We start from the raw sequence: 16,757 nt of genomic DNA, 5'->3' as shown, positions 1-16,757 counted from the left end.
GCTCGACCGACCGGGAGACACTGCGATGCTTGCGTTCATTGTCCGGCGATGCCTCTACATGATTCTCACGTTGTTCATCATTTCGATCGTCAGCTTCGTCCTCATCGAGGCACCGCCTGGTAACGCGCTGACCGCGGAGATCCAGCGGTTGCGGAGCATCGGCAACAACGTCTCCCAGGACCAGATCGACGCGCTCGAAAAGCGCTACGGCATCAACGACCCGGTGCTGGTGAAGTACCAGAAGTGGATCATCGGCGACTTCCAGGACGGGAAGTACTCCGGTGGCTTCATCACTGGCAACTTCGGCCAGTCGTTCACCAACCGCCAGCCCGTCGCCGACCTCGTCTGGGGCCGGCTCGGCTTCTCGGTCATGCTGGCAGGTGGTGCGACCCTCCTCGCCTGGCTCATCGCCGTACCCATAGGTGTGTATTCGGCAACCCATCGATATTCGTTACCCGACTACATCATCACGTTGTTGCAGTTCATTGGCGTCGCGATTCCGGAGTTCCTGCTCGCGCTCATCGTGCTCGTCCTGGCGGCGAGATTCATGGGCGCTGATATCGGCGGGCTGTTCTCGGTGCCGTACCAGGACGCCCCGTGGAGCTTCGGTAAGGTTGTCGACCTTCTCCAGCATCTGTGGATTCCCATGTTGGTCATCTCGGCCAGTAGCACGGCCTGGCTCACCCGCGTCATGCGCGCCAACCTGCTCGACGTGCTCAACCAGCAGTACGTCCAGACGGCCCGCGCCAAGGGTGTGCTCGAGCGCAGGGTGATCTGGAAGCACGCGGTCCGTAACGCGATCCACCCGCTGATCATGGCGCTCGGCACGACGCTTCCAGTCATCATCGGCGGCGAGGCGATCGTCGGCATCGTGCTCAACCTGCCAACCATCGGACCGCTGTTCCTGAACGCACTCCTCAACCAGGACATGTATCTCGCGGGCAGTGTCCTGATGCTCCTGTCCATGCTGTTGGTCATCGGCAACCTGCTGGCCGATATCGCGCTGGCCTGGGTCGACCCCCGGGCGCGTTCGGCGGAGTGAGAGGGACGTACTGATGTCGATCGTTCAGGAACCAACTCACGATGTGACCGCCACGCCGCTGGAAAAGGGCAGCGATGTCGGCGACATTCCTCAGTGGCGCCTCATGGCGCGGAGGTTCAAGCAGAGCAAGCTCGCCGTAGGTGGCGGGATCGTTCTGCTCGTGATGTACGTCATCGCGATCTTCGCGCCGTTCCTCGCCTCCAACGACCCGAACGCGGTCGACTCCAACATGGCCAACGCCGCTCCCTCGAAGATCATCTGGAAGGGCGGGCTCGCGCTGTGTGGCCAGAGCCAGAAGCTCAATGAGGAGACCTTCACCTGGGAGTACACCACCGACTGCAACAAGGCGGTCAAGCTCCAGTGGTTCGGTCAGGGTTACGAACACCGGTTGCTCGGACTGATCCCCACCAAGACCCACCTGCTTACGGCCGGCAAGGGCACGAAGTTCTACCTCTGGGGTGGTGACGACCAGGGGCGCGACGTCTTCAGCCGTACCCTCGCCGGCTCGCGGGTCTCGCTGACGATCGGACTCTTCGGGGTCGGCATCGCCACCATTCTCGGCGCGGTCATCGGCACGATCTCCGGCTACTTCGGCGGCATCGTCGACAATCTGGTGCAGCGGGTCATCGAGATCATTCTCTCGGTGCCGACACTGCCTCTATGGGCGACCATGGCGGCGGTCCTGCCCCGAGATATGTCAGTGACCCGCCGATATCTGCTCATCTCGATTCTGCTGTCCCTGATCGCCTGGGCCGGCCTCGCCCGCCAGGTGCGCGGCAAGGTGATGGCGTACGCCGGATCCGACTACGTCGCCGCGGCCCGAGCCGCGGGGAGCGGCCATTCACGGATCATCCTCACCCACATGGTCCCCAACTCCGTCAGTCACCTCGTTGTCGTCACCATGCTGGCGATTCCGGGCACGATCATCGCCGAGACGTCCCTGTCGTTCCTGGGCATCGGTATGTTGCCCCCCGCGGTCAGCTGGGGCGTCCTTCTCCAGGACGCACAGAAGATCCAGGTGGTCACCCAGTACCCCTGGATGCTCATCCCCGCGCTCGCGGTGATCCTCGCGGTGACCTGCTACCAGCTGCTGGGTGACGGTGTGCGCGACGCGGTGGACCCCTATGGCTGATGCCCCTCCCACACCAACGGCCGGAACGACCAACCAGGCAGGGGTCCCCATGACCGAGGCAACGATCAGCACACCTGACGCGGAGATAGCGGGCGACAGTGTCATCAGCATCCGGAATCTGCAGGTGGAGTTCCCCACCCAGCTCGGAACCGTCAGCGCCCTCAACGGCGTGAGCTTCGACGTACCCCGAGGCCGCGTTCTCGGCATTGTCGGCGAGAGCGGTTGTGGCAAGAGCGTGACGGCCCGCGCGATCCTGCGGATCGTGGAACGGCCCGGTCGGATTGTCAGCGGCGACATTCTGTTCAAGCCCGGACGTCGCAAGCGCGGCGGCGCGGCCGCCACCAAACCGGGTCGCGCCGGCTCCGCCGCCCCGGACTCCGCCAACGGGTCCGTGGAAGGCGCGGGCGAGGTCGTCGAACTCACTGCCCTGGACCCAACCGGAGACAGGATCCGCAAGATTCGCGGCCAGGAGATCTCGATGATCTTCCAGGAGCCGATGACGTCACTGAATCCGGTTTACCCGGTGGGCGACCAGATTCAGGAAGCGATTCTCCTCCACCAGACGCCGGATCGCGCCGAAGCGCACAAGCGGGCCGTCGAGATGCTGCGCCGGGTCGGCATGCCCAACCCCGAACGCATCGCCAAGAGCTATCCCCACCAACTCAGTGGCGGAATGCGGCAACGCGCGATGATCGCGATGGCGCTCTCGTGCACACCGACGCTCCTCATCGCCGACGAGCCGACCACTGCGCTCGACGTCACGACCGAGGCACAGATTCTCGAACTCATGCGTGAACTCCAGGAGGAGTTCGGCATGTCGATCATGTTCATCACGCACAGCATGGGCGTCGTGGCTCAGTTGTGCGACGAGGTCGTGGTCATGTATCTCGGCCGGGTCGTCGAGCGGGCCTCGGTCGACGACCTCTTCCACGATCCCAAACACCCTTACACGGTGTCTCTTCTGCGTTCGATCCCACGCATTGGCGTCAACCGCGGAATCCCTCTGGAAGTCATCAAGGGATCGGTTCCCGACCCGTATTCCAGCGTCTCAGGGTGCCCTTTCCACCCACGCTGCCCAAGCGCCATGAAGGGCCTGTGCGACACGGTGCTGCCAGAGGAGACGACGATCGCCGGAAAGCCCGACCACACCGTCCGTTGCCACCTCTACCCCGGTAGCACCCCGGCGCAGGTGGCGAGCTCGGGCGCGGGCGAGTAGGAGGAATCGTGGACGACACGTTGCTCGAGGTCACTGACCTCAAGAAGTATTTCCCGATCAAGCAGGGCTTCCTCAAACGCACTGTCGGACATGTCCGCGCCGTCGATGGCGTCAACCTTTCGGTCAAGCGCGGCGAGACCTTCGCGGTGGTGGGCGAGAGCGGCTGCGGCAAGAGCACGACCGGCCGCACCATCCTGAGGCTGGAAGAACCCACCGGAGGTGAGGTCGTCTTCCAGCATTCCGAACTCGGCAAGATCAACGTCGAGACAGCGAGCGCCAAGGTGCTCAGGCGGATCCGGCCGGAGATGCAGATCATCTTCCAGGATCCGTTCTCCTCGCTGGACTCACGGATGACCGTCGGCCGGATCATCGCCGAGCCGATGATCATCAACAACACGTTGAGCGGGCGGGCGTTGAGGGACCGGATCGCCGAGCTGCTCACGGTCGTCGGTCTACGCCCCGAGCACGCCAGCCGTTATCCGCACGCGTTCAGTGGTGGACAGCGGCAGCGCATCGGTATCGCCCGGGCGCTCGCCCTCAACCCGAAGCTGATCGTCTGTGACGAGCCGGTGTCCGCGCTGGACGTCTCCGTGCAGGCGCAGGTGCTCAACCTGCTCGAGGACCTTCAGGACCGCTTCGACCTGACGTACCTCTTCATCTCCCACGACCTGAGCGTCGTCGAGCACATCGCCGACCGGGTCGCGGTGATGTACGTCGGCCAGGTAGTCGAGGTCGGCACCACGGACCAGCTCTTCTACAGCCCGAAGATGCCTTACACGGAAGCGTTGCTCTCCTCGCTTCCGACGCCCGACCCGCGCAAGCGCACCCGGCCGACGCTGCTGATGGGCGACGTACCCAGCCCGGCCAACCCGCCGAGCGGTTGCTACTTCCACACCCGCTGCCCGTACGCGCAGGATATCTGCAAGCAGGAGGCTCCACCGCTGCGCGACATCGGCGACAACCACCTGGCCGCCTGCCACTTCTCCGACGAGCTCCAGCTCAAGGGCGCGAGCCGCCTGAGCGAGGTCTCGGCGACGCTGGCGGCCACACCGCAATCGGCGGCGGCACCGCAGCCCGGAGGGCAGGACTCCGCGGCGTCGACAGCTTCAGCGCAGGAGGCAACGAAATGAGCACCACCACCCGCGAAGGACGGCCCCGGTTCACCGGGGTGAGCACCTACCAGGACTCCCTCGGACGCTTCTCGTTCCGGTTTCCTTCTGACTGGCAGCAGTTTGACCTTGCCGAGGATCTCGAAGGGGTGATGTTCTCCCCCGAGGCAGACGATCCCCAGACATACTTCGCGGTCTGGGTCAGCAAGCTGGACGACCAGGTGGTGGCCGAGGACCTCGACACCCTCCGGGAGGGCACCGAGGCCGGGCTGGAGCAGCTCGCCAACTGCGAGGTGGAGGCCAGGAAGGACGACCTGCTCGGCAATCTCGTGAAGCTCGAGCGGATCTACACCTTCGACGAGGGCGGGGTTACCCGGAAGCGCCGCGTCTGGACGTTGTACGTCGACACGTGGCGGATCGTGCTGGTCTGGCAGGGCTCCACGCCGCAGGAGTACGCGTACTGGCTCCCGATGGGCAACTACTCGTTCGCGACGTTCGAGATTCCCGAAGCGCTGTGGTTCGCGACCGACCGGGACCTGCAAGCGTTCGGCTGACGAATCGCCGCCTGCCGGCGCGTTGGGTCGGGGGACCCCTTGTCCAGTGTTGGGTCGGGGGACCCCTGGTCCAATAGAGCCGTACGAGGGTGCCCCCGACGCAAACGCAGCGGGCGGCGGGCAGGCGATCAGTCCGGGGGCGAAGACTTAGCAGTCCCACGAGTGGAGTGCTAACCTGTCCTGGGTTTCCGCCGTCTCGTGAGGCGGTGACGCTGACATGGAGGGGCCGTGCCGACTTATCAGTACGCCTGCGTCGACTGCGATGAGCAACTCGAGGTCGTCCAGAAGTTCACCGATGACCCGCTGACCCAGTGCCCGAGCTGCCAGGGTCATCTGCGCAAGGTGTTCAGCGCCGTGGGCGTGGTGTTCAAGGGTTCGGGCTTCTACCGCAACGACAGCCGCAGCGGCTCCAACGGCAGCTCCAGCTCCTCGAGCAAGTCCGAGAGCTCGTCTGGCTCCAGCAAGGACTCGAGCACTGACTCGGGCAAGGCTTCGAGCAGCGCGAGCAAGGACAGCGGATCGGGTTCGTCGACCACCTCGAGCAAGCCCAAGCCCAAGACCGAGTCCGCCGCCTGAAGGTCAAGGCGTCGTAGCGGGTCAACCTAGGCGACAGCGGCCTCGCGAACGGCTGGTTTCATCCACAGGCCGCGATTCGGCTGTCTCTGTGGACAACGCGGGCGAGGGTACGCGGTCTTCTCTAATCTCTCGGCATGACCCAATCGCCACCGTCCCGCTCCCAACCCACACGTGCCGAGATCGGTGTGATCGGCGGCTCCGGCCTCTATGCGTTCCTCGAGGACGCCACCGAGGTCCCGGTCTCGACGCCCTACGGTGATCCGTCCGACCCGCTGGTCGTGGGCACCGTCGCCGGCCGCCAGGTCGCGTTCGTCCCACGCCACGGGCGCGACCACCAGCATCCGCCTCATCGCATCAACTACCGCGCCAACCTCTGGGCGTTGCGCTCGCTGGGCGTCCGGCAGGTGCTCGCGCCCTGCGCCGTCGGGTCACTGCACGCCGATCTGGGGCCTGGCAGCCTGGTGGTTCCTGATCAGCTGGTCGACCGTACGTCGGGGCGGGTGCAAAACTTCTACGACCTCGGCGCTGTCCACGTGAGCTTCGCCGACCCCTACTGCCCCGACGGGCGCAAGGTGGTCCTCCAGACCGCCCGCGCCGCCGGCTGGCCACCGGTGGATAGCGGCACGATGGTGGTGGTCGAGGGCCCGAGGTTCTCCACGCGGGCGGAATCGCGGTGGTACGCCGAGCAGGGGTGGACGTTGGTCAACATGACCGGCCATCCCGAGGCCATCCTCGCTCGGGAGCTTGGTCTGTGTTACACCTCGATCGCCCTGGTCACCGACCTCGACGCGGGCGTGGCCCAGGGTGAGGGGGTGACCCAGGCGGAGGTCTTCGCGATCTTCGCGCGCCACGTCGAGCGGCTGCGTGAGCTGCTGTACGCGGCCGTGCCCGCCCTGCCGGTCGAGCGTTCCTGCCCCTGCACCTCAGCACTTGACGGACTTCCGTTGCCGTTCGAGTTGCCGGAGTGAGCCGGTCATGAGCACCTGGCGCGGGCTCTCGCGTGATCTGATGCGGGCGGTGTCGTGGCATCGCCGGCTACTCGCCGCCGCCCTCGCCGCGGCCAGCGTCGCGGTGGGTCTTCACCTCCTCCAACCCAACCCGGCGCCGACGGTTCTGGTTCTCGCCGCCGCCCGCGATCTTCCGGGCGGAGCCGCCTTGACCAGATCAGACGTACGCCAGGTCGCCCTTCCCCGGGACGTCGTGCCGAGGGGGGTGCTGCGTCCCGGGGACCCGTTGGCGACCCGGACTCTGGCGGGGCCGGTGCGAGCCGGCGAACCTCTCACCGACGCGCGGATGCTCTCGCCATCGCTGCTGGCCCACTTGTCTGAGGGCAAGGACACCCCCGACGATCTGGTGGCCGCGCCCGTACGCATCGCGGACGCGGAGACCGTCGGAATGGTGCGGGTAGGTGACCGGATCGACGTCCTGGCCGCACATACGGGAGTCGAGACGGCATCGCGGCCGGCCGAACTCATCGCCCGCGCCGTCGAGGTCGTCTCCCTGCCCGGCCGGCACGAGCCGTCAGACGCGGCGGCCGGCGGTCTGCCAGACCTCGACGAGCTCGGGTCCATCAGCGGTGACGGCGCCTCCGGCGACGGTGGGCTGGTCGTCGTGGCGGTCCCGGCGACCGTGGCGGCCGACCTCGCACGGGCCACGGTGACATCGCGGCTGTCGTTGGTCCTGCGTCCCAGCGATTAGCTGCCTTTGGCAAACTACGCATTCAGCTAAATTCGGACGGGGTCGGCACCCGCCGCCTCCGAGAGGGGACCAGCGTGATCCAAGGGTTCAAGCAGTTCCTCATGCGCGGCAACGTCGTCGACCTGGCCGTGGCGGTGGTCATCGGAGCCGCGTTCGGCAAGATCGTCACGGCCGTCCTCGACGGATTCATCAACCCACTCATCGCGGCGATCTTCGGCAAGCCCGACCTCACCGGCGTCGGACGCTTCACGATCAACAACGCCCACTTCAGCATCGGGCTGATCCTCGACGCCGTTCTCAACTTCGTCATCATCGCGGCGGCGGTCTACTTCCTGGTGGTGGTGCCCATCAACAAGCTCATGGAGCTCCGCCGGCGCGGACAGGTGATCGAGGACCCCGAGCCCACTCCGCCCACGGAGGACGTCGTCCTTCTCCGGGACATCCGCGACCTCCTCGCCCGCAGCGACCGCCCCACCTCAAGCGATCGGCCCACCTGAGAGGTCAAGGGATGGCCGCGCGGCCGTCAGCTGCCGTGGTGCGGCGGCATCTCGTTCAGGTACCACGCGTCGGAGTCCTCGGCACGGTCGCCCCAGCGTTCGGGCTCGTCCTCGGCGGCGCGTTCGGGCAACAGCGATCCGATCCGGTCTGCCCGCTGGTCAGTCCGCCGTGCCTCGTGCCGGGCTTGGTCGGGCGCGCCGCCCGCCGGCGGGTCACGGTCGACGTCCGGCCGCTCGTGCTCGTTCGGCTTCCCGCCTGGCTGCTTGGATTCCATGCCGTCGATGATGCCTCGCCTCCGTGCAAGCGGGCGAGGTGGAGTCGGGTCGGCGTGGGTGGACCGGGGCTGGTGTGGTGGAGAGGGCTGGTGTGGTGGAGGTGGGCCGGAGTGGTGGAGGTACGCCGGCGGGCGGCTACCGTCGGGTTCCCGGCACGTCTACGATCGACGAATGCGCCGTCGGCTGGTTCGTCCCCTGATCTTCCTCGGCATGCTCGCCCTCGCACTCACCGGCTGCGGCTCAGCCGGCAGCGGGAGCCCCGGCTCGACCGAGCCGGCCTCCCGAGCAGCGTCCCCCTCCCCCAGGATCAGTGGGACAGTCACGGTGCTGGCGGCCGCGTCGCTCACCGAATCGTTCGGCGTACTCGCGGACGAGTTCGAGCGGGCCCACCCCGGCACGACGGTGCGGACGAGCTTCGGCGCCAGTTCCGCCCTCGCCAGCCAGATCACCAACGGCGCACCAGCCGACATCTTCGCCGCCGCCAGTCCTGAGACGATGCGCCAGGTGGTCGACGCGCGGGCGGCCCGGTCGTCGTCGGTGTTCGCCCGTAACCACCTGCAGATCGCCGTACCCCGCGGAAACCCGGGCAAGGTCACCGGCCTCGCGGACTTCGGCCGGACCGAACTCCGGATCGCCGTCTGCGCACCCCAGGTGCCCTGCGGCGCCGCCGCGACCAAGGCGTTCTCGGCGGCAGACATCAGCGCCAAACCCGACACCTACGGCAACGACGTCAAGGCCGTCTTGACGGCCGTACGCACGGGCGAGGTCGACGCCGGCCTTGTCTACCGGACAGACGTGCGGGCCGCCGGCAACGCGGTCACCGGCATCAGCTTCCCGGAGTCCGCCCAGGCGATCAACGACTACCCCATCGCTGTCCTCGCGAACGCGCCAAACCCCAGTGCCGCCAAGGCCTTCGTCGCCTACGTACGCTCCGAGGCCGGCAGGCGGGCACTCAGCGCCGCCGGTTTCGACGTACCGTGACCCGATCGCGTCCCTTCTCGACCCGGATCCCGGTCGTTCTTGGCATTCCGGCGCTGTTCGGCATCGCGTTCCTCGTCATCCCGCTGCTCGGCCTCCTGGTGCGGGCGCCGTGGGGCAGCCTGATCACCCACCTGCACGAGCCGGGCGTGTGGGAGGCGCTCCGCCTTTCCCTCCTCTGCGCGACCCTCGCCACTCTGGTGTCCGTCGCCTTCGGTGTCCCGCTGGCCTGGGCGCTCGCGCGGAGTGAGATTCCGGGCCGGGCGTTGATCAGGGCGCTGGTCACCGTTCCGCTGGTGCTGCCTCCCGTGGTCGGAGGCGTCGCGCTCCTCCTCGTGCTGGGGCGACGCGGGTTGGTGGGCCAGTGGCTGGACCAGTGGTTCGGCATCTCCCTGCCGTTCAGCACGACGGCGGTCGTGCTCGCGGAGTCGTTCGTCGCGATGCCGTTCCTGGTCCTCAGCGTCGAGGGTGCGCTGCGCGGGGCCGACCGGAGGTACGACGAGGCCGCGGCGACGCTCGGCGCCTCGAGCTGGCTGACGTTCCGCCGGGTGACCCTGCCGCTGGTCGCTCCGGGGGTCGCGGCCGGCGCGGTGCTCGCCTGGGCGCGGGCGCTCGGGGAGTTCGGCGCGACGATCACGTTCGCCGGCAACTTCCCGGGCACCACCCAGACGATGCCGCTCGCGGTGTACGTCGCGCTGGAGACCAGCCCCGACGCCGCCATCGTCCTGAGCCTGCTGCTGCTCGCGGTCTCCGTCGGCGTCCTCGTGGCGCTCCGCCATCGGTGGGTGCCGACCGCATGAGCGAGCGAAGCGAGGGAACCGCTCAACACAGCGAGCGAAGCGAACGAACTGTCCAGCAGGGCGAGCGAACGATCCAGAAGGGCGGGCGGTCGCTGAGTCTGGACGCGGCGCTTCGGGTCGAGCGGCCGGGGTTCGTCCTCGACATCCAGCTGACGGCCCGGCCGGGCGAGGTGGTGGCGCTGATCGGCCCGAACGGCGCGGGCAAGTCGACCGCCCTGCGTGCTCTCGCCGGTCTGGAGCCGCTCAGCGCGGGCGTCGTACACCTCGACGGCGAGACTCTCGACGACCCGGCCGCACGGGTCCGCCTGCGTCCGGAGCAACGCCCGGTCGGTGTGGTGTTCCAGGACTACCTGCTGTTCCCGCACCTCTCGGCTTTGGAGAACGTCGCGTTCGGCCCGCGGGCACACGGCGTGGCGAAGCGTCAGGCACGGACCCTCGCCCAGGAATGGCTGCGCCGCGTCGGCCTCGGGGACCTGGCGAGCGCGAAGCCGGGCCAACTCTCCGGCGGGCAGGCCCAGCGGGTGGCGCTCGCTCGGGCGCTCGCCGTCGAACCCCGACTGCTGCTGCTCGACGAACCACTCGCCGCTCTGGACGCCGCGACCCGGGTCGACGTTCGCGCGGACCTGCGCCGGCACCTGTCCGCGTACGACGGGAGCTGCGTCCTGGTGACACACGACCCGTTGGACGCGATGGTCCTGGCCGACCGGATCGTGGTCCTCGAAGCCGGCCAGATCACCCAGGAGGGCCGCCCCGCCGAGGTGGCGCGGGCGCCTCGTACCACCTACGTCGCGCGACTTGTCGGGCTGAACCTCTACCGGGGGTACGCGGATGGTCCGGTCGTACGCCTGGCCGGCAGCGGCGAGGTCACGGTCGCCCAACCGTCCACCGGCGAGGTTTTCGTGGCGTTCCAACCGTCCGCGGTCGCGCTCCACCCCGAGCGGCCCGCCGGGAGCCCGCGCAACTGCTGGCCGGTCACCGTCTCGACCGTCGAACGCCACGGTGACCTGATGCGGGTGCGGCTGGCCGGCGTACCCCCTGTGCTCGCCGACGTCACCGCCGGTGCCGTCGCGGATCTCGGGCTCACCCCCGGCACCCAGTTGTGGGCCGCCGTCAAGGCCGCCGAAACCCGCGTCTACCCGGCCTGAACGCACCCCGCGCAGCTGCCAAAGGTCCCTCGTGGGGAGACGTTGGGCCCGGGCGGCTCCGGGCGCGCACCCAACTTAGGTTCGGCGTGCTCTTGTGGGCGCTGTGACCGCGAGCCGCGAGCCCTTCGTCGAGCATCAGGAACGCTTCGGCCGACCTGGCACCGAGGTGTTGGACGAGCTTCGCCGCGCTCGACTTCGGCAGGGTGAGGTGACGGACGCCGACCTGGTCCGGATCGCCGACCAGGAACGGGAGCCGGTCGCCAGGTGACGGTCGTCGCCCTGAGCCCCGCCTGAGCGTGTCGCGAGCTGCGCTGCTGCGTGGGGAGCCAAATGATCACGTATACGTGGTCATNGCATGCCTTGCATGGCATCGACACCATGTGAGGCAGGTAATGACCACCTATACGTGATCATTCGGCTCCCCACCCGAGGGGGCAGGGCAGGATTGGTCCGAAGGACCGACAGCGCTCTGAGCGAAAGAATTTTGGTGCCGCATTGTCAGGCGAAGCGGGCGCCGAAGCCGCCGTCGACGTTCCATTCCGAACCCGTGACGTACGACGCGGCCGATGAAGCAAGGAAGCACACGACTTCGGCGACTTCTTCCGGCGTGCCGATCCGGCCGAGCGGATGGACGTCGAGCACCTTCTGTTCCACACTCGGGTCGTCCTTGAGCGCGAAATACTCGTCAACCAAGCGGGTCCGCACATATCCGGGACTCACCGCGTTGACCCGGATCCCATGCGGTGCCATGTCGAGGGCGAGGCTCCGCGTCATTCCGACCAGGCCCGACTTGCAGGCGGCGTACGGAAACATCCCTTGGGTAGTGAGCTTCGAGTGCACCGAGGCAATGTTGACAATGCTGCCTTGACGGCGTTCGATCATCGCCGGCAGCACCGCGCGCGCCATCAGCCAGGCGCCCTTGAGGTCGACCGCGAAAACGTCGTCCCATTCCTTGACCGTCATCGCCACCGGGTCGGCGTACGAATTCCGCCCGGCGTTGTTGACGAGCACGCTGGCCGCGCCGAGTTGCCCAGCGAGACCCGAGACGGCGCTCGCCACCTGCGCCTCGTCGGTGATGTCGGTGCGGACGAAGGCGGCGTTCACACCGTCGACCGCGAGCTCGGCGACCGTGGCCCGGCCACCCTCCTCGTCGATGTCGAGCAGCCCGACCGATGCGCCTTCCCGGGCCGCGACCGCCGCGATCGCCCGACCGATGCCCTGCGCCGCGCCGGTGACGAAGACCACCTCACCGGCAAGCCGTCCTTGCCCCATTGATCGTTCCTCCTCGCGCGAGAGGAACGAGCCTGTCAGACCGCGTTCCGCACGTCTTCCACGACATCCTCCGACAGCGACGCTCGGACGCATCCGGCCACCAGCCGCACCACGTCGGGTGGGTCAACGAGCGCCGCGAGGTCGACGGCAGTGGTGGGAAGCCCCAGGCGTTCGGCGCCGAGCAGGGTCCGCTGGTCGACGTACGGCGCGAGGTCCGGCCACACGCCCTGCACCTCGCGGCAGAAGATCGACGCACCCACCGGCCCGATACCCGGAAACTCCCGCAGGAGCCGGGTGATCCCGTCGACGTCGCGGCCCTCCTGATGCAGCCGCCGCAGGTCGCCCGCCCAGCGTTCGAGAAGCAGGGTGGCGCCGTTACCCAGCATCGTGGAGGTCCGGAAGTCATACCGGACGTAGCCCGCACGGTCCAGCGCTTCGACCCGGTCCTCCCAGGCCGCATCGCTCATGGTGCGCGCTGACTGGTACCCCGCGGCGAACAGCTCGGCAGCCGACGCGACCGCGATGGCGGTGCTGATCCGGGCCGACAGCAGGGTCGCGAGCACCAGGAGCTGGTACAACGGCTCGGGCGCGTCCCCCAGGCGGATGCCCGCCTGCTCCGCGTACGTCGTGCCGTGCCGTTCGATCAGGGCGCGGGCGATGGCGCGCGAGGAGGCCACGCCGGCAGCCTGCCCAACGCCGGTCGGCTCACACCCAGGCCTTGGCCAGGAGGTCAAAGCTGCGGAGCCGGGCGTCCACGCCGTACGTCATCGTCGTCACCATCAGCTCGTCCGCACCGGTCGTGGCGACCAGCTCAGCGAGTTCGGCGCGTACGCTCGCCGGATCTCCGATCGTCGGGCGACCCGGGGACGCGGCGAGGATCTCGAGTTCGAGGTCGGTCCACTCGTGTGCCGCCGCCTCCTCCGGACTCGGGAGCGCTCGCGGGCGGCCGGTCCGCAGGGAGACCTGGACCAGCCGGCCGGGCAGGGCCTGCCGCTCCGCCTCCTCGTACGTGTCGGCGACGATCACAGACTGCGTCACCATCGCGTACGGCTCGTCGAGCACCGCCGAGGGGCGGAACCTACTGCGGTAGAGCTCCAGCGCGGGAATGGTGTTCTTGGCGCTGAAATGGTGGGCGAACGCGAACGGCAACCCCAGCAGGCCCGCCACCTGGGCGCTGTAGCCGCTGGAGCCGAGCAGCCACACGGCGGGCGACGACTCGGCGGCGGGCGTTGCCACCAGGCCGCTCGTACGCGACGGCGGGCTGGTCGGGCCGGTCGGGCCGTGCGGGTCCTGGCGTTCCGCCGCGCCGAACAGCCCGTCCTGTTCAGCAGGCTCGGGGCGCTCGAGCAGGGTCAGGAGGTCGTCCAACTCGCGCGGGAAGTCCTCGGCGTTCAGCCCTTCTGGCGTACGCCGTAACGCCAGGGCCGTCCTCTGGTCGGTGCCCGGCGCGCGGCCGATGCCGAGATCCACGCGGCCCGGATGCAGCGCCTCCAACATGGCGAACTGCTCGGCGACCACCAGCGGGGCGTGGTTGGGCAGCATGACTCCACCCGAGCCGACCCGGATGGTGGACGTCTGCGCCGCCACGTGCGCGATCAGGACCGCCGGGCTGGTCGAGGCGACGCCCGGCATGTTGTGATGCTCCGCCACCCAGAACCTGCGGTAGCCCAGCTGCTCGACCCGCTGCGCGACGGCGGCCGTGGAGCGGAGCGCGTCGGCGCTTGACTGGCCGGAGCCGACGGGAGCGAGTTCGAGGGCGGACAGGGGTACCCGCGCGTAGTCGTTGGACACGTTCAGCCCAACGCCGTACCCCCACCACGGTCTTCCCGTCCGCGGGGACGGCGTTGGGTTCAGGCCGGGGCTGGGGGTCGGGCGCGGCGAGGTCAGAGCCAAGCAGGACCGCATCTGGCCGGCCGTCCACGGTGCGCGACGGTTGGTTCTGGAAGCCGATCAGGGTAGGACCGGACGCATGACGAACATCGGGCTTGCTTCAGACCTCGTGGTCCCTCTGAACGACGGCCGCCGGATCCCCCTCCTCGGCTTCGGCACCTGGCAGCTGCGCGGCAACGAGGCCCGCCAGGCGGTGAGCCGGGCGCTCGAGGCGGGATACCGGCACATCGACTCCGCGACCGGGTACGCCAACGAGACGGAGGTCGGTGCGGCATTGCGCGAGAGCGGGCTCCCGCGTGAGGAGGTGTTCGTCACCACCAAGCTGCCGCCGGACCACGTCGGACGCGAACGCCGCACGTTGGAGGAGAGCCTGGCGAAGCTCGACGCCGACCACCTCGACCTGTGGCTCATCCACTGGCCGCCCGGGGGTACGGCGGGCGTGGAGTCCTGGCGGGTGTTCGTCCAGGCGCAGGCCGAGGGCCTGGTTCGTTCGATCGGCGTGAGCAACTACTCCCTCGACCAGATCGACGAGCTCACCTCCGCCACGGGAGTCACGCCGGCGGTGAACCAGATCAAGTGGAGCCCGTTCCTGTTCGACCGTTCGCTGGTGGAGGCGAGCAGGGAGCGCGGCGTGGTGATCGAGGGATATAGCCCCTTCCGGGCCGCCCGGCTCAATGACCCGGTGCTCACCGAGATCGCCGGGAGGTACGCCATGACCCCGGCGCAGGTGATCATCCGCTGGCACCTCCAGCACGGCATCGTGGTGATTCCCAAGTCGGCGCAACGCGAGCGGATCGAGGCCAACATCGATGTCCTCGGCTTCGAGCTCACCCCGGAGGAGGTGGCCGCGCTCGACGGCCTGTCCGGCCACTAGCCAGCGACCAGGTGAGGACGCCCGCCAACAAGAACCCCCGGAGCTCAGTGACTAAACGTAGATACTTGACTACTAATTGTCTACGAACTGTTCAGCAGAGCCCTATCACCAAAAAATCACCTCGATTCACCCGTTTTCATCCCACAAGGCGTAACCCGTGCCACAACAGCTCGTTCGTCCAGGGCACAAGGAGAACGCGAGGCACCGGGCGCCTTCGGGGGGCGGATGCGTTCTCCATAGGTGAAGGGATGTACAGCGTCGATGGTGATGCGAGGCCCGGGATCCTCCCCGGAAAAGCTCACTCGAGCTGGAACATGGATCGGACGTACCGCCGTGGTCGGTACGGGAGTGGCTCTGCTCGCGACGCTCACCGCGTCTCCCGGCGTAGCGGCCACCGATAACGACGGGATCGTTGACGGCAGCTGGACCAGCCGCGCATCGGCCCATTCGCTCAACCTCAGGGCCGGCGGGCAGATCGCCGACAGCGGCGCGTACGTCGCGGTCAACGACGGCGTGCTCGAATCGGTCACCGGGGCGAACGCCCCGAAGCTCCCGCTGATCGGCGACCAGCAGGTCGCGGTCGCTGGCGCGCTTGGTCAGGACGCCCTGGCCACGTCCAATGGGTACGCCGCGGCGTGTGCCGGTGTGGTCGGCAGCACCGGCACCGTACAGCTCGGCGTCGACAACACCTGCCTGGCCTCCGACGGGGGCGGCGTCCAGGTCTCCCTCGGCACGCTTGACCAGCTTGGCCTCAGCACGCTCCTCGACGGCGACCTGTCGCTCCTCTCCGACCTCGGACTTCCGGCACTACCGCTCCCCGACGTGTCGGTGGACGGACTGCCCAACGTCGAGCTGCGGGTGGTCGGCGACTCGCTCACCGCCGAGTGCCAGGCCACACCAGGCGAGCTGGAGGGCAGGGCCAACCTCGCGCAGGCCAAGGTCGTCGCGGTCGTCGACGACCAGCAGGTCGCGCTGGCCAACCTGAGCCCGGCGGGCGTCAACCTCAACCTGGGTGACGTTCTCGGTGCGGTTCGCAGTCAGCTGTCGGTGAACGCGAGCGGAACCCTCGACCGGGTGCTCGCCGCGGTCCCGACGTCGAAGCTGGACGCGGTTCCCCTGGCCAGCCTCACGGTGGGCGGGAAGTCCACCTCCGCCGGCCAGATCAGTGTGACCGCGCTCGGGGTCGAGACGGCCTACCCCGGCCTGCTCGACCTGCAGCTCGGCAAGGTGAACTGCGCCTCCGCCACCACGGTCAAGTTCCCGAAGGGGCCGCAGTCGGCAGGCATCAAGGCCGGTGCGCCTGACGTCAAGACCAGCGCTCCGCAGGGTCAGGCGGCCGCACCCAACACCGGCGTCAAGGGCGGCACCAACGCCGAGGCGCAGGCTCCGAACACCGGCGCGGACAACGCCGCCGACAACGCCGAAGCGGTGACCACCACTGACCGCGCGGCCAAGGGAGCGGACTCCGCCAAGGGCGACACGGTGGCCTCGGGCAGCGTCCAGCCCGCGGCCAACTCCACCCCGCTCGCTCCTTGGGGATGGGCTGCCCTCGGTATGGCGATGCTGGTCGGCCTCGGCCTCGCCGGCTTCAAGGTGCGCCAGCTCCGTCGTAACTAACCGGCTGGCCGCCCACCACTCCGCACCGGTCGGCCGGCTGACACCGGCTCTGCCCGACGCTCGACCCGCGATCCAGGTCGG

General features: G+C 68.4%; 19 protein-coding genes and 1 pseudogene. 16 read left to right on the top strand and 4 right to left on the bottom strand.

Going from position 1 to position 16,757, the window contains the following annotated elements; all coding sequences use genetic code 11:
• The first annotated feature begins 25 nt into the window (after positions 1-25).
• The 9 genes from B141_RS0114795 to mscL all read left to right on the top strand — a co-directional run bounded on the left by B141_RS0114795 (position 26) and on the right by mscL (position 7,824).
• Complete coding sequence (locus tag B141_RS0114795) at positions 26-1,042, top strand: ABC transporter permease (protein ID WP_020575954.1); 1,017 nt, start codon at positions 26-28, stop codon at positions 1,040-1,042.
• Positions 1,043-1,055: 13 nt separating this feature from the next.
• Positions 1,056-2,174, top strand: coding sequence for an ABC transporter permease (locus B141_RS0114790; RefSeq protein ID WP_020575953.1), 1,119 nt, complete (start codon positions 1,056-1,058; stop codon positions 2,172-2,174).
• Positions 2,175-2,223: 49 nt separating this feature from the next.
• Positions 2,224-3,390, top strand: coding sequence for an ABC transporter ATP-binding protein (locus tag B141_RS0114785; protein WP_020575952.1), 1,167 nt, complete (start codon positions 2,224-2,226; stop codon positions 3,388-3,390).
• Between the two features lie 8 nt (positions 3,391-3,398).
• Positions 3,399-4,520: an ABC transporter ATP-binding protein gene (locus tag B141_RS0114780; protein WP_020575951.1), complete on the top strand. Its 1,122-nt coding sequence runs from the start codon at positions 3,399-3,401 to the stop codon at positions 4,518-4,520.
• Entirely contained in the window at positions 4,517-5,053 is a 537-nt protein-coding gene (locus tag B141_RS0114775; RefSeq protein ID WP_020575950.1) for a PsbP-related protein, read from the top strand. The genes B141_RS0114780 and B141_RS0114775 overlap by 4 nt, the downstream gene beginning before the upstream one ends.
• 228 nt (positions 5,054-5,281) lie before the next feature.
• A complete protein-coding gene (locus B141_RS0114770; protein WP_020575949.1) occupies positions 5,282-5,629 on the top strand; it encodes an FmdB family zinc ribbon protein in 348 nt (115 codons plus the stop codon).
• Between the two features lie 134 nt (positions 5,630-5,763).
• On the top strand, positions 5,764-6,597 hold the full coding sequence (locus B141_RS0114765) for an S-methyl-5'-thioadenosine phosphorylase (protein ID WP_051114076.1): 834 nt from the start codon (positions 5,764-5,766) through the stop codon (positions 6,595-6,597).
• Between the two features lie 7 nt (positions 6,598-6,604).
• On the top strand, positions 6,605-7,327 hold the full coding sequence (locus B141_RS0114760) for an SAF domain-containing protein (RefSeq protein ID WP_020575947.1): 723 nt from the start codon (positions 6,605-6,607) through the stop codon (positions 7,325-7,327).
• A 74-nt stretch (positions 7,328-7,401) separates the two neighbouring features.
• A complete protein-coding gene (mscL, locus tag B141_RS0114755; RefSeq protein WP_020575946.1) occupies positions 7,402-7,824 on the top strand; it encodes a large conductance mechanosensitive channel protein MscL in 423 nt (140 codons plus the stop codon).
• A 26-nt stretch (positions 7,825-7,850) separates the two neighbouring features.
• On the opposite strand, the gene B141_RS40720 is transcribed toward mscL, so the two are convergent.
• Positions 7,851-8,099, bottom strand: a complete 249-nt coding sequence (locus tag B141_RS40720; protein WP_020575945.1) for a hypothetical protein — start codon at positions 8,097-8,099, stop codon at positions 7,851-7,853.
• 172 nt (positions 8,100-8,271) lie between these two features.
• Here B141_RS40720 and modA point away from each other — a divergent pair, with 172 nt between their 5' ends.
• The 5 genes and pseudogenes from modA (at position 8,272) to B141_RS49275 (ending at position 11,291) form a co-directional block, all read left to right on the top strand.
• Positions 8,272-9,081: a molybdate ABC transporter substrate-binding protein gene (modA, locus tag B141_RS0114745; protein WP_020575944.1), complete on the top strand. Its 810-nt coding sequence runs from the start codon at positions 8,272-8,274 to the stop codon at positions 9,079-9,081.
• Positions 9,078-9,878 (top strand): molybdate ABC transporter permease subunit, encoded by an 801-nt coding sequence (gene modB, locus B141_RS0114740; protein WP_020575943.1) that lies wholly within the window; start codon positions 9,078-9,080, stop codon positions 9,876-9,878. The genes modA and modB overlap by 4 nt, the downstream gene beginning before the upstream one ends.
• 149 nt (positions 9,879-10,027) lie before the next feature.
• A pseudogene (locus B141_RS52810) lies at positions 10,028-10,450 on the top strand (ABC transporter ATP-binding protein); the annotation flags it as partial.
• 117 nt (positions 10,451-10,567) lie between these two features.
• A complete protein-coding gene (locus B141_RS52805) occupies positions 10,568-11,023 on the top strand; it encodes a TOBE domain-containing protein (protein WP_420313590.1) in 456 nt (151 codons plus the stop codon).
• Positions 11,024-11,126: 103 nt separating this feature from the next.
• Entirely contained in the window at positions 11,127-11,291 is a 165-nt protein-coding gene (locus B141_RS49275) for a hypothetical protein (RefSeq protein WP_157181017.1), read from the top strand.
• 230 nt (positions 11,292-11,521) lie between these two features.
• On the opposite strand, the gene B141_RS0114725 is transcribed toward B141_RS49275, so the two are convergent.
• From B141_RS0114725 to B141_RS0114715, 3 genes are read right to left on the bottom strand one after another with little or no spacing between them, the layout of a single operon-like run.
• On the bottom strand, positions 11,522-12,295 hold the full coding sequence (locus B141_RS0114725) for an SDR family NAD(P)-dependent oxidoreductase (RefSeq protein WP_020575940.1): 774 nt from the start codon (positions 12,293-12,295) through the stop codon (positions 11,522-11,524).
• A 35-nt stretch (positions 12,296-12,330) separates the two neighbouring features.
• Positions 12,331-12,972 carry a hypothetical protein gene (locus B141_RS0114720; RefSeq protein ID WP_020575939.1) on the bottom strand — a complete coding sequence of 214 codons (642 nt, stop codon included), beginning with the start codon at positions 12,970-12,972 and terminating at the stop codon, positions 12,331-12,333.
• Between the two features lie 28 nt (positions 12,973-13,000).
• On the bottom strand, positions 13,001-14,086 hold the full coding sequence (locus B141_RS0114715) for an LLM class flavin-dependent oxidoreductase (protein ID WP_020575938.1): 1,086 nt from the start codon (positions 14,084-14,086) through the stop codon (positions 13,001-13,003).
• 178 nt (positions 14,087-14,264) lie between these two features.
• Between B141_RS0114715 and B141_RS0114710 the strand changes: the two genes are divergently transcribed.
• Together B141_RS0114710 and B141_RS0114705 are read left to right on the top strand one after the other, a co-directional pair.
• Positions 14,265-15,059 (top strand): aldo/keto reductase, encoded by a 795-nt coding sequence (locus tag B141_RS0114710; protein WP_020575937.1) that lies wholly within the window; start codon positions 14,265-14,267, stop codon positions 15,057-15,059.
• Positions 15,060-15,392: 333 nt separating this feature from the next.
• Positions 15,393-16,676, top strand: a complete 1,284-nt coding sequence (locus B141_RS0114705) for a hypothetical protein (protein ID WP_020575936.1) — start codon at positions 15,393-15,395, stop codon at positions 16,674-16,676.
• The last annotated feature ends 81 nt before the right edge of the window (positions 16,677-16,757 follow it).

The sequence above is a fragment of the Actinopolymorpha alba DSM 45243 genome, from assembly GCF_000373925.1.
Taxonomy (GTDB): Bacteria; Actinomycetota; Actinomycetes; order Propionibacteriales; family Actinopolymorphaceae; genus Actinopolymorpha; species Actinopolymorpha alba.
Note: the sequence above shows the minus strand (reverse complement) of the source record. Positions and strands in the feature narration are given on the sequence as shown.

What these genes read in the sequence shown, in the direction of transcription:
- B141_RS0114725 (WP_020575940.1), bottom strand. Translation starts at nt 12,295, where the DNA reads ATGGGGCAAGGACGGCTTGCCGGTGAGGTGGTCTTCGTCACCGGCGCG.
- B141_RS0114775 (WP_020575950.1), top strand. Translation starts at nt 4,517, where the DNA reads ATGAGCACCACCACCCGCGAAGGACGGCCCCGGTTCACCGGGGTGAGC.
- B141_RS52805 (WP_420313590.1), top strand. Translation starts at nt 10,568, where the DNA reads ATGGTCCTGGCCGACCGGATCGTGGTCCTCGAAGCCGGCCAGATCACC.
- B141_RS0114785 (WP_020575952.1), top strand. Translation starts at nt 2,224, where the DNA reads ATGACCGAGGCAACGATCAGCACACCTGACGCGGAGATAGCGGGCGAC.
- B141_RS40720 (WP_020575945.1), bottom strand. Translation starts at nt 8,099, where the DNA reads ATGGAATCCAAGCAGCCAGGCGGGAAGCCGAACGAGCACGAGCGGCCG.
- B141_RS0114760 (WP_020575947.1), top strand. Translation starts at nt 6,605, where the DNA reads ATGAGCACCTGGCGCGGGCTCTCGCGTGATCTGATGCGGGCGGTGTCG.
- B141_RS0114710 (WP_020575937.1), top strand. Translation starts at nt 14,265, where the DNA reads ATGACGAACATCGGGCTTGCTTCAGACCTCGTGGTCCCTCTGAACGAC.
- modA (WP_020575944.1), top strand. Translation starts at nt 8,272, where the DNA reads ATGCGCCGTCGGCTGGTTCGTCCCCTGATCTTCCTCGGCATGCTCGCC.
- B141_RS0114795 (WP_020575954.1), top strand. Translation starts at nt 26, where the DNA reads ATGCTTGCGTTCATTGTCCGGCGATGCCTCTACATGATTCTCACGTTG.
- B141_RS0114790 (WP_020575953.1), top strand. Translation starts at nt 1,056, where the DNA reads ATGTCGATCGTTCAGGAACCAACTCACGATGTGACCGCCACGCCGCTG.
- B141_RS0114765 (WP_051114076.1), top strand. Translation starts at nt 5,764, where the DNA reads ATGACCCAATCGCCACCGTCCCGCTCCCAACCCACACGTGCCGAGATC.